Source organism: Hydrogenophaga sp. (genome assembly GCF_041633695.1).
Classification (GTDB): domain Bacteria; phylum Pseudomonadota; class Gammaproteobacteria; order Burkholderiales; family Burkholderiaceae_C; genus Hydrogenophaga.
Map to the genome: position 1 here is coordinate 1 of NZ_JBFJMY010000128.1, position 10580 is coordinate 10580.

At 63.4% G+C, this 10580-nt stretch carries 11 protein-coding genes; 6 read left to right on the forward strand and 5 right to left on the reverse strand.

What is annotated here, in order from left to right; all coding sequences use genetic code 11:
• Positions 1-4 precede the first annotated feature (4 nt).
• From ABYB95_RS09965 to ABYB95_RS09985, 5 genes are read left to right on the forward strand one after another with little or no spacing between them, the layout of a single operon-like run.
• Positions 5-1018 carry a sulfate ABC transporter substrate-binding protein gene (locus ABYB95_RS09965; protein WP_372658338.1) on the forward strand — a complete coding sequence of 338 codons (1014 nt, stop codon included), beginning with the start codon at positions 5-7 and terminating at the stop codon, positions 1016-1018.
• On the forward strand, positions 1015-1605 hold the full coding sequence (locus tag ABYB95_RS09970) for an RBBP9/YdeN family alpha/beta hydrolase (protein WP_372658329.1): 591 nt from the start codon (positions 1015-1017) through the stop codon (positions 1603-1605). Before ABYB95_RS09965 ends, ABYB95_RS09970 begins: the two co-directional genes overlap by 4 nt.
• The gene (gene cysT, locus ABYB95_RS09975) at positions 1606-2496 is read left to right on the forward strand and encodes a sulfate ABC transporter permease subunit CysT (protein ID WP_372658330.1); all 891 of its coding nucleotides are present in this window, start codon (positions 1606-1608) and stop codon (positions 2494-2496) included. It begins immediately after the preceding gene.
• A complete protein-coding gene (cysW, locus tag ABYB95_RS09980) occupies positions 2493-3407 on the forward strand; it encodes a sulfate ABC transporter permease subunit CysW (RefSeq protein ID WP_372658331.1) in 915 nt (304 codons plus the stop codon). The genes cysT and cysW overlap by 4 nt, the downstream gene beginning before the upstream one ends.
• Positions 3408-3426: 19 nt before the next feature.
• Positions 3427-4515: a sulfate/molybdate ABC transporter ATP-binding protein gene (locus ABYB95_RS09985; protein WP_372658332.1), complete on the forward strand. Its 1089-nt coding sequence runs from the start codon at positions 3427-3429 to the stop codon at positions 4513-4515.
• A gap of 206 nt (positions 4516-4721) precedes the next feature.
• On the opposite strand, the gene dnaJ is transcribed toward ABYB95_RS09985, so the two are convergent.
• The 3 genes from dnaJ to grpE form a co-directional block, all read right to left on the reverse strand.
• A complete protein-coding gene (gene dnaJ, locus ABYB95_RS09990; protein WP_372658333.1) occupies positions 4722-5855 on the reverse strand; it encodes a molecular chaperone DnaJ in 1134 nt (377 codons plus the stop codon).
• Between the two features lie 107 nt (positions 5856-5962).
• Positions 5963-7900 (reverse strand): molecular chaperone DnaK, encoded by a 1938-nt coding sequence (dnaK, locus tag ABYB95_RS09995; protein WP_372658334.1) that lies wholly within the window; start codon positions 7898-7900, stop codon positions 5963-5965.
• Between the two features lie 144 nt (positions 7901-8044).
• Positions 8045-8614 (reverse strand): nucleotide exchange factor GrpE, encoded by a 570-nt coding sequence (gene grpE / locus ABYB95_RS10000; protein WP_372658339.1) that lies wholly within the window; start codon positions 8612-8614, stop codon positions 8045-8047.
• Between the two features lie 243 nt (positions 8615-8857).
• On the opposite strand from grpE, the gene ABYB95_RS10005 reads away from it, so the two are divergent.
• Positions 8858-9709, forward strand: a complete 852-nt coding sequence (locus ABYB95_RS10005; RefSeq protein WP_372658336.1) for a fumarylacetoacetate hydrolase family protein — start codon at positions 8858-8860, stop codon at positions 9707-9709.
• 16 nt (positions 9710-9725) lie between these two features.
• Here ABYB95_RS10005 and ABYB95_RS10010 read toward each other — a convergent pair whose 3' ends face one another.
• Both ABYB95_RS10010 and ABYB95_RS10015 read right to left on the reverse strand, forming a co-directional pair.
• Positions 9726-10055 carry a winged helix-turn-helix transcriptional regulator gene (locus ABYB95_RS10010; protein WP_372658337.1) on the reverse strand — a complete coding sequence of 110 codons (330 nt, stop codon included), beginning with the start codon at positions 10053-10055 and terminating at the stop codon, positions 9726-9728.
• 85 nt (positions 10056-10140) lie between these two features.
• A complete protein-coding gene (locus ABYB95_RS10015) occupies positions 10141-10563 on the reverse strand; it encodes a MarR family winged helix-turn-helix transcriptional regulator (RefSeq protein WP_372658340.1) in 423 nt (140 codons plus the stop codon).
• Positions 10564-10580 lie beyond the last annotated feature (17 nt).

Genomic DNA, 10580 nt, shown 5'->3' on the forward strand with positions numbered 1-10580 from the left:
CCCCATGAAAACCCGTCGCGCTTTCTCCCACACCCTGATCGCCGGGGCCCTTGTCGCCACCGCGCTGCGTTCGCTGGCCCAGCCAGCCCCGGTCACGCTGCTCAACGTGTCCTACGACCCGACCCGTGAGCTCTACGTTGAAATCAATGCCGCGTTCGCCCGATACTGGAAGGCCAGTACCGGCCAGGACGTGTCCATCAAACAAAGCCATGGCGGCTCGGGCAAGCAGGCGCGCTCCATCATCGATGGGCTGGACGCCGACGTGGCCACCCTGGCCCTGGCCGGCGACACCGACGCGCTGCACACCAACGGCGGCTGGATTCCCAAAGACTGGCAAAAACGCCTGCCACACAACAGTTCGCCCTACGCCTCCACCATCGTGCTGGTGACCCGGGCGGGCAATCCCAAGGGCATCAAGGATTGGGACGATCTGATCCGTTCGGACGTCAAGGTCATCACCCCCAACCCCAAGACCTCCGGCGGTGCCCGCTGGAACTACCTGGCGGCCTGGGAATTTGCCCGGCGCAAGTACGGCGGGGACGCCAAGGCCAGGGAGTTTGTGGCCAAGCTCTACGCCAACGTGCCGGTGCTCGACACCGGTGCGCGTGGCGCCTCCATCACCTTCGCCCAGCGTGGTCAGGGGGACGTGTTCATCGCCTGGGAAAACGAGGCCTATTTGCTGGAACAGGAGTTCGGCAACAAGGTGGACTTCATCTACCCCTCGCTGTCCATCCTGGCCGAGCCGGCCGTGACCGTGGTCGACAGGAACGTCGACAGGAAGGGCACACGTGCCGTGGCCGAGGCCTACCTGAAGTTTCTGTACACCGATGAGGCGCAGGACATCGTGGGCAAGCACTTCTACCGCCCGACCTCGGCCAAAGCACAGGCGAAATACGCCAAGCAGCAGCCCAGGCTCAATCTCTTCAAGATCGAAGAGGCTTTCGGCAACTGGGAGCAGGCGGCCAAGCTGCACTTTGCCGATGGCGGCAGCTTCGACCAGATCTACCTGCGCAAATGAACACCGACCGCATTCTCATCGTGCCGGGCTGGCGCAACTCCGAACCCGAGCACTGGCAAAGCCTCTGGGCCCAGCGTCTGCCGGGGGCACGTCGCGTGGAGCAGGGCGACTGGTTGTTCCCACGCCTGCAGAACTGGGTGGGTCGCCTGACGGACGAGATCCTGTCCAGCCGGCGCGAACGTGTGGTGGTGGTTGCGCACAGCCTGGGGTGCATCACCACCGCCCATTTGCCACCAGAAGCCGCAGCGCGCATCAGCGCCGCGCTGCTGGTGGCGCCGGCCGATCCCGAGCGGCGTGCGGTGCTGGCCGACTTTGCCCCGGTTCCGTACCAGCGGCTGCCTTATCGCAGCATGCTGGTGGCCAGCAGCAACGACCCGTATTGCCCCGTGCGACTGGCCGGCGCGTACGCCCGTGCCTGGGGCAGCGCGTTCGTGCGGCTGGAAAACGCTGGCCATATCAATGTGGCCGCGGGCTTTGGCGAGTGGTCCCAGGGGTTGGCTTTGCTGCAATCGCTGCTGTCGAACGCCCAGCCGGCTCCCGCGACGGTGCGCGCCGCAGCGCCGTTGCTCACAACGTTGGAGTCCTGAATGTCTGTCCTCGCGGTTTCGCTGCCGGTTCCTGCTCCGGCGGCCGGAGAAGTCCGGCGCCACGCCCCGGTCCGCGTGTTGCCTGGCTTGCGCATCACGCTCGGTTTCTCGGTCTTTTACCTGTGCCTGATCGTGCTGATCCCTTTGTCGGCACTGGTCTTCAAGACCTTCACATTGACCTGGCCGCAGTTCTGGGATGCGGTCACGGCGCCACGCGTGCTGGCTTCGTACCGCCTGACTTTCGGTGCCTCGTTCCTCGCTGCGCTGGTGAACGCGGTGTTGGGTCTGCTGGTGGCCTGGGTGCTGGTGCGCTACAGCTTTCCCGGCAAGAAGATCGTGGACGCGATGGTGGACCTGCCGTTTGCGCTACCCACGGCCGTGGCGGGTATTTCGCTCGCAGCGCTGCTGGCTGGCAATGGCTGGATCGGCCGCTACCTGGAGCCCCATGGCATCCAGCTGGCGTTCAACCCCAACGGGGTGTTGATCGCGCTCATCTTCATCGGTCTGCCCTTTGTGGTTCGCACGGTGCAGCCGGTGCTGGAAGATGCCGAAAAGGAGCTGGAAGAGGCGGCCACCTGCCTGGGCGCAACACGCTGGCAGACCTTCACCCGTGTCATTTTTCCGGCCATTGCCCCCGCGCTGCTCACGGGGTTTGCCATGGCTTTTGCCCGTGCGGTGGGTGAGTACGGCTCGGTGATCTTCATCGCCGGCAACATGCCCATGGTTTCCGAAATCACGCCACTGATCATCATCAGCAAGCTGGAGCAGTACGACTACGCCGGTGCCACAGCAGTGGCCTGCGTGATGCTGGTGGCCTCGTTTGCACTGCTTTTGCTCATCAACGGTTTGCAAGCCTGGCAGCGCAAGCGCACCGCCGGGGGGGCGCTATGAGCGCCCCGTCCATTCGCAGCGCGCAGCGCGGTACCACCGAAGCGGCCTGGGTGCGTTACACGCTCACCGGCATCGCGCTGGTCTTCATGTTCTTGTTCCTCGTGTTGCCGTTGGCGGTTGTGGTCACCGAGGCCTTGCGCAAAGGCGGGGAGGCGTATTGGCACACTTTGCAGGAACCGGACGCCTGGTCTGCGATCCGCCTCACACTCCTCACCGCCTTGGTGGCCGTGCCGCTGAACCTGGTGTTCGGTGTGGCGGCGGCATGGTGCGTCGCCAAACATGAATTCCGCGGCAAGGCCATTCTGACCACGCTGATCGACCTGCCGTTCTCGGTCTCGCCTGTGGTGGCCGGCCTGATCTACGTACTGGTGTTTGGCGCACAGGGCTGGTTTGGGCCTTGGTTGGCCGACCACGGGATCAGGGTCGTCTTCGCCGTTCCCGGCATCATCCTGGTCACCCTCTTTGTCACCTTTCCCTTCATCGCGCGCGAACTCATTCCGCTGATGCAGGCGCAAGGCAACGACGAAGAACAGGCGGCGGTGGTGCTCGGTGCGACCGGCTGGCAGACCTTCTGGTACGTGACCTTGCCCAACATCAAATGGGGCCTGATCCACGGCGTGATCCTGTGCAACGCGCGGGCCATGGGCGAGTTCGGCGCGGTCTCTGTGGTCTCGGGCCACATCCGCGGCCAGACCAATACCTTGCCACTGCACGTCGAGATCCTCTACAACGAATACCAGTCGGCGGCAGCGTTTGCCGTGGCCTCGCTGCTGGCCCTGCTGGCCCTGGTGACGCTGGGCATCAAGTCGGTGGTCGGGTGGCGCATGGCGCGCGAGCTCAACGCACTGGCCGAACCGCCGCCAGAGCGGTCCATTTCTGCACCGGGCGCTGCCGCCGGCCGCGCAAACTGACTTTTTACTGGGAATCCCCATGAGCATTCGAATCCGCGACGTCAACAAGCACTTCGGCCGTTTCCAGGCGCTGCGCAACGTCAACCTCGACATCGCCTCCGGTGAACTGCTGGCGCTGCTTGGGCCCTCGGGCTGCGGCAAGACCACACTGCTGCGCGTCATTGCGGGGTTGGAAACGCCCGACACGGGGGGCATCCACTTCGGCGGCGTCGACATGACCGACGTGCATGTGCGCGAGCGCAACGTGGGTTTCGTGTTCCAGCACTATGCGCTGTTTCGCCACATGAGCGTGTTTGAGAACGTGGCTTTTGGCTTGCGGGTCAAACCTCGCGACCAGCGCCCAAGCGAAGCCCGAATCAAGCAAAAGGTGGGCGACTTGCTCAAGCTGGTGCAGCTCGACGGGCTTGCCGAGCGCTACCCGTCGCAGCTCTCGGGTGGCCAGCGCCAACGCATCGCGCTGGCGCGCGCGCTTGCCGTCGAGCCCAAGGTGTTGCTGCTCGACGAGCCTTTCGGCGCGCTCGACGCGAAGGTACGCAAGGAGTTGCGCCGCTGGTTGCGCCGCCTGCACGACGAACTGCACGTGACCAGCATCTTCGTGACCCATGACCAGGAAGAAGCGCTGGAAGTGGCCGACCGCGTGGTGTTGATGAACAGCGGCGCGGTCGAGCAGGTGGGCTCGCCCCAAGAGGTGTTGGACCAGCCGGCGAGCCCGTTTGTGTACGGCTTTCTGGGTGATGTGAACCAGTTCCACGGCCGGGCGCACGAGGGTTTCTGGCACCTGGACGGCCTGGCGCTGGATGCGCCCGAACACGTTGGCGCACAGAACGCGCAGGCAATGGCTTATGTGCGACCGCACGACCTGGATGTTCAGCGGCACCGGGCAGGCACCAGTGGCATCGTGGCCACGCTCCGTCGCGCGATCGTGGTCGGCCCGATCGCGCAGCTGGAACTGCACCCGGTGGAACACAGCCAGCCCGATGGACACGACCCGTTGATCGAGGTGCACATGTCGGCGCAGCAGTTCCACGAAATGGGCTTGCAGAAAGGTGAGACGCTGGTGGTCCATCCGCGCAAGGCGCGCGTATTCCTTCAACCGGAAAAGGTCTGAAACCTGCGCCACCGGTGACGGCTGCGTTGGGGGCGTGGTCCATCCACCCCGTGTGCAGGCCTGGCTGACGCACGGTTTCACCACCACCTTCGCTGGTCTGGGTGCGAAGCTGGTTTTGAGCGATCAGTAGGCGGCAGGGTGCTCTGAGCCCGTGAAAAAGGGCGACGGTCACCCGTCGCCCTTTTTCATTTCAGCGATCCGCTGGATCAGCTGAAAAAGCTCTTCGCCTTCTCAAACCATCCCGCGTCGTTCGGGCTGTGTTTGTGGCCGCCTTTTTTGAACGAATCGTCCAGCTCCTTGAGCAGCTTGCGCTGGTGCTCGGTGAGCTTGACCGGGGTTTCCACCGCCACGTGGCAGTACAGATCGCCGGGGTAGCTGCTGCGCACGCCTTTCAGGCCCTTGCCACGCAGGCGGAAGGTTTTGCCGCTTTGGGTGGCTTCGGGCAGGTCGATGGTGGCCTTGCCTTGCAGGGTGGGCACGTCGATCTCGCCGCCGAGGGCGGCGGTGGTCATCGAGACCGGCACCTGGCAGTGCAGGTCGTCGCCCTCGCGCTCGAAGATGTCGTGCTTGCGCAGCCGGATTTCGATGTACAGGTCGCCCGAAGGGCCACCGTTTTGACCGGGTTCGCCGTTGCCGGTGCTGCGGATGCGCTGGCCGTCGTCGATGCCCGCAGGGATCTTGATTTCCAGGGTTTTCTGCTTCTTGATCTTGCCCTGGCCGTGGCAGGTGACGCAGGGTTCGGGGATGACCTTGCCGGTGCCGTGGCAATGCGGGCAGGTCTGCTGCACGCTGAAGAAGCCCTGGCGAATCTGGACCTGGCCTTGGCCATGGCAGGTGGAACAGGTCTTGACGCTGGTGCCGGGTTTGGCGCCCGTGCCTTTGCAGGTGTCGCAGTTGTCCCACGAAGGAATGCGGATCTGGCTCTCTTTGCCGGTCGCGGCCTCTTCCAGGGAGATTTCCATGGCGTAAGACAGGTCGGCGCCGCGGTAGACCTGACGGCCGCTGCGCTGGCCGCGCGCACCGCCGAAGATGTCGCCAAAGATGTCGCCAAAGGCGCCAGAGAAACCGTCAAAGCCTTCGGCGCCGCCCGCACCGCCGCGCATATTGGGGTCGACGCCGGCGTGGCCGTACTGGTCGTAGGCCGCCTTCTTCTGCGGGTCCGAGAGCATTTCGTAAGCCTCTTTGGCTTCTTTGAAACGCTCTTCGGCACCCTTGGATGCGTCACCCTGGTTGCGGTCCGGGTGGTGCTTCATCGCAAGCTTGCGATAGGCTTTTTTGATTTCCTCGTCCGAGGCGTTTTTGGGTACACCCAGGATTTCGTAAAAGTCGCGTTTGGCCATGGTGTCGTCAGGGTCGTTTGGGAACACGGACGCCGCGAACGGTCACTGAGGCGTGACCGAGCGCGGCGGCGGGTAGGTGGATCAGGGCCAATGCCTGGGTCTGCAAATCAGTCTCGCTTGACTTCTTTCACCTCGGCATCGACCACGTCGTCTTCGGCGGCATGGCCACCGGCGGGTGCCTCGCCACCGGGCGCTGCGCCCGCCGCTGCGGCTTGTTCGGCCTGCGAAGCGGCGTAAACCTTTTCGCCCAGCTTCTGGCTGGCGGTCATCAGGGCTTCGGTCTTGGCTTCGATGGCGTCTTTGTCTTCACCGCTCACGGCTTCCTCGAGCTCCTTGATGGCTGCTTCAATGGCTTCTTTCTCGGCGGCTTCCAGCTTGTCGCCATGTTCGCCCAGCGTTTTCTTCACGCTGTGCGCCATGGCTTCGCCCTGGTTGCGGGCCTGTACCAACTCGACTTTCTTCTTGTCGTCGGCGGCGTTGAGCTCGGCGTCTTTCACCATTTGCTGGATCTCGTCTTCCGACAGACCCGAGTTGGCCTTGATGGTGATCTTGTTTTCTTTGCCGGTGCCCTTGTCCTTGGCGCCCACGTGCAAGATGCCGTTGGCGTCGATGTCGAAGCTCACCTCGATTTGTGGCGTGCCGCGGGCCGCAGACGGAATGCCTTCCAGGTTGAACTCGCCAAGCATCTTGTTGCCGGTGGCGATTTCGCGTTCGCCCTGGAACACCTTGATGGTCACGGCGGGCTGGTTGTCTTCGGCGGTCGAGAACACCTGGCTGAACTTGGTCGGGATGGTGGTGTTCTTCTGGATCATCTTGGTCATGACACCACCCATGGTCTCGATACCGAGCGACAGCGGGGTCACGTCGAGCAGCAGCACGTCTTTGCGGTCACCGGAGAGCACCTGGCCCTGGATGGCAGCGCCCACGGCCACGGCTTCGTCGGGGTTCACGTCCTTGCGTGGCTCCTTGCCGAAGAATTCCTTCACCTTCTCCTGCACCTTGGGCATGCGGGTCATGCCACCGACCAGGATCACGTCGTGGATATCGCCCACGCTGACGCCGGCGTCTTTGATGGCGGTGCGGCAAGGCGCGATGGTGCGCTCGATCAGCTCTTCCACCAGAGCTTCCAGCTTGGCGCGGGTGAGCTTGATGTTCAGGTGCTTGGGGCCCGATGCATCGGCGGTGATATAGGGCAGGTTCAGATCGGTCGCGGACGAGCTGGAGAGCTCGATCTTGGCCTTTTCAGCGGCTTCCTTCAGGCGCTGCAGGGCCAGCACGTCCTTGGTCAGGTCGACGCCTTGTTCTTTCTTGAACTCGGTGACGATGTAATCGATGATGCGCTGGTCGAAGTCCTCGCCACCCAGGAAGGTGTCGCCGTTGGTGGACAACACTTCGAACTGTTTTTCGCCATCGACATCGGCGATCTCGATGATGGACACGTCGAAGGTGCCACCACCCAAGTCATAGACAGCGACCTTGCGGTCACCCTTTTCCTGCTTGTCCAGGCCAAAGGCCAGGGCCGCAGCGGTGGGCTCGTTGATGATGCGCTTCACGTCCAGGCCGGCGATACGACCGGCGTCTTTGGTGGCCTGGCGCTGGGCATCGTTGAAGTAGGCGGGCACCGTGATCACGGCTTCGGTCACGGCTTCGCCGAGGTAGTCCTCAGCGGTTTTTTTCATCTTGCGCAGGATGTCGGCGCTGACCTGCTGGGCCGAGAGCTGCTTGCCGCGCACTTCCACCCAGGCGTCACCGTTGTCGGCGGCCACGATGGAATAAGGCATCAGGTTGATGTCCTTCTGCACTTCTTTTTCGGTGAACTTGCGACCGATCAGGCGTTTGATCGCGTACAGCGTGTTCTTGGGGTTGGTCACGGCCTGGCGCTTGGCGCTGGCGCCCACCAGCACTTCGCCGTCTTCCTGATAGGCCACGATCGATGGCGTGGTGCGTGCACCCTCGCTGTTTTCGATCACTTTGGTGGTGTTGCCTTCCATGATGGATACGCACGAGTTGGTGGTACCCAGGTCAATGCCGATGATTCGTCCCATTTTTGTAGCTCCGATGAAGATGAAAAAGATGTTGAAGAGATGTGGATAAGTCTGTGGATTTCAAGGGCGCAGCTTGTGCATGGCGTGTGGAGCGTCTGGCGGAAATACCGCGTGCGCCCAACGCTCAGCCCCAAGCGTTCAAGCTCACTTGGGCGCGGCCACCGTCACCAGGGCCGGGCGCAGCACGCGGTCGGCGATCAGATAGCCTTTTTGCAGCACGCTCACCACGGTATTGGCTTCCTGCTCTGCCGGCACCATGCTGATGGCCTGGTGCTGGTGGGGGTCGAATTTTTGCGTCGGGCCGGGGTTGATTTCCAGCACCTTGTGGCGCTCCAGCGCGCTTTTGAGCTGTTTCAGCGTGGCCTCCGAGCCCTCGCGCAGCTGTTCGCGCGTGGCGTCTGCAATCGCCAGACCAGCTTCCAGGCTGTCGGCCACGGCCAGCAGGCTTTCGGCAAAACTCTCCACCGCGAACTTGCGCGCCTTGCTGACCTCGTCTTCGGCGCGGCGGCGGGCGTTTTCGGCCTCGGCCTTGGCGCGCAGAAACTGGTCGGCCAGATCGGCGTTGCTGGCCTTGAGCGCCGCCAGCTCGTTGACCAGCGCGTTTTGTTCGTCGGCTTCGTTGGCCGCCTGGGCTGCCAAGGCTTCTTCTGCCCCGACCGGAGCGGTATCGGCCGCACTGGCCTGGTTGGTCGGTTGGTCGGCTGGGTCGTGCATTTTGCTCATGTGCTGGGTTCGAATGGCTGAAATGAAGAAGAAATGGGCGGTGGTCCTCGGCGCAAAACCGGGAAAACCTGTACCGGTTTATCGCTTTGCGTAGCAAATGGAGCCAAGTTCCCGAATTTCAAGGGCTTTGGGTCAAAGTAACGGATGGACCCTCAATCAGGTCGGAAATCGGCTTCGCCACGGTTCTTGGTTGCGGCGTTACAGTGGGCGCTTTTGCTGCCCAGGAGATGCATCATGAAACTGTTTCGCCACGGTCCGAAAGGCGCCGAAAAACCCGGCGTCGTGGACGCAACCGGTGGCTTGCGCGATCTCAGCCGTGTGTTGACCGACATTGCGCCCGCCGCTCTGGGGCCTGATTTTATGTCGAGCCTGGCCGCGCTCGATCCCACGAGCCTGCCTTTGCTGCCGCCCGATACCCGTTTGGGCGCTTGCGTGGGCGGTGTGGGCAACGTGGTCTGCATCGGCCTGAACTACGCCGACCATGCGGCGGAGTCGGGCTTGAAGGTGCCCGGCCAGCCGATTGTGTTCAACAAACACAGCGCGTCCATCAGCGGCCCGAACGACGACGTGTGGCTGGCGCCGGGTTCCCAGAAGCTCGATTGGGAAGTGGAACTGGGCATCGTGATCGGGCGTACCGCCTGGCACGTGAGCGAAGACGAAGCGCTGGATTGTGTGGCGGGCTACTGCCTGGTCAACGATGTGTCCGAGCGCGCCTACCAGACCGAATACGAAGGGCAGTGGGCCAAGGGCAAGAGCTACCCCAGCCACTGCCCCATTGGTCCCTGGCTGGTGACGCCGGACGAGCTGGGTGAAGTGCAGAGCGTGGATTTGTGGCTGGACGTGAATGGCGAGCGGCGCCAGACCGGCAATACCCGCACCATGATTTTTGGTGTGGCCACCATCGTGAGCTATCTGAGCCGTTTCATGGCCTTGCAGCCCGGCGATGTGATCCCGACGGGAACGCCACCCGGTGTGGGCATGGGGCACAAGCCACCGCTGTATCTGAAGGTGGGCGACGTGATCACCCTAGGTGGGCGTGGTTTGGGCGAGCAGCGCCAGACGGTGGTGAGCAGCCCCGTTTTTTGATGCACCGCCGCAGGCACTAGCCTCGGCGCGGCGTGGTGTGGGCTTCGCGGACCGAGCTGTGCACCCATTTGCCGGCGAAAGACGGCACTTCGCCCAGCCGGCGGGCCAGATCGGCGCCCTGGGGCGTGAGTTGATAACCGCTGCCGCCGTGCTCGACCAGCCAGGCCGCGCGCAACTCTTTGAGCCGGGTGTTGAGCGTGTTCGGCGTGGCGCCACCCACGCTGTCTTGCAGCAGCCGAAAAGTCTGTGGATGGCCATCGGCCAGCGCCCAGATGACGCGCAGCGCATAGCGGGATTCCAGCAGATCGAACAGCTGAATGGTGGCGGCATGCGCTTGGGCACCCATGGACAAGTCTCCTGATTCGCCTGGCCGGGCTGACAAATCACTATACGCCGGTTGCCGCATGCGCCAACCGCTTGCGGCGCCCCTTTCAGCGCCGGTAGACCTTGCGCAGCAGGTGGTTCAGCAGTTGCAACTCTTCGTTACTTAAGGCACCAGACACATCCTGCTCAAGCTGGGTGGCCGTGATCTGGGCCTGGGCCTGGGTCTTCTTTCCCGAGGGTGTCAGGTGCAGACCTTGGGCCCGGCCATCGGTGGGGTGGGCGCGGCGCAGGATCAGACCGCGTTTTTCCAGGCTCTTGACCATGCTCACCAGATTGGGCGGCAGGATGTCGAGCGTGGCGCAGATCTGGCGCGAGGTCACCCCCGGGTTGTGGGCCACCAGCGTGAGCACCGAGAAGTCCACCGGGCGCAGACCAAAGGGTGCCATGCGCTGCAGAAACACGGCAATCACCGAGAGCGCAGCCCGCCGCGCGTTGTAGCCCAGCAGGGTTTCGAGGTAGCTGGTGTCCAGTTCGGTCGCTGTTCCGG

Excerpts from the sequence above, each read along its gene's own strand:
- ABYB95_RS09965 (WP_372658338.1), top strand. The coding sequence starts at position 5 with ATGAAAACCCGTCGCGCTTTCTCCCACACCCTGATCGCCGGGGCCCTT.
- ABYB95_RS09970 (WP_372658329.1), top strand. The coding sequence starts at position 1,015 with ATGAACACCGACCGCATTCTCATCGTGCCGGGCTGGCGCAACTCCGAA.
- cysT (WP_372658330.1), top strand. The coding sequence starts at position 1,606 with ATGTCTGTCCTCGCGGTTTCGCTGCCGGTTCCTGCTCCGGCGGCCGGA.
- cysW (WP_372658331.1), top strand. The coding sequence starts at position 2,493 with ATGAGCGCCCCGTCCATTCGCAGCGCGCAGCGCGGTACCACCGAAGCG.
- ABYB95_RS09985 (WP_372658332.1), top strand. The coding sequence starts at position 3,427 with ATGAGCATTCGAATCCGCGACGTCAACAAGCACTTCGGCCGTTTCCAG.
- dnaJ (WP_372658333.1), bottom strand. The coding sequence starts at position 5,855 with ATGGCCAAACGCGACTTTTACGAAATCCTGGGTGTACCCAAAAACGCC.
- dnaK (WP_372658334.1), bottom strand. The coding sequence starts at position 7,900 with ATGGGACGAATCATCGGCATTGACCTGGGTACCACCAACTCGTGCGTA.
- grpE (WP_372658339.1), bottom strand. The coding sequence starts at position 8,614 with ATGCACGACCCAGCCGACCAACCGACCAACCAGGCCAGTGCGGCCGAT.
- ABYB95_RS10005 (WP_372658336.1), top strand. The coding sequence starts at position 8,858 with ATGAAACTGTTTCGCCACGGTCCGAAAGGCGCCGAAAAACCCGGCGTC.
- ABYB95_RS10010 (WP_372658337.1), bottom strand. The coding sequence starts at position 10,055 with ATGGGTGCCCAAGCGCATGCCGCCACCATTCAGCTGTTCGATCTGCTG.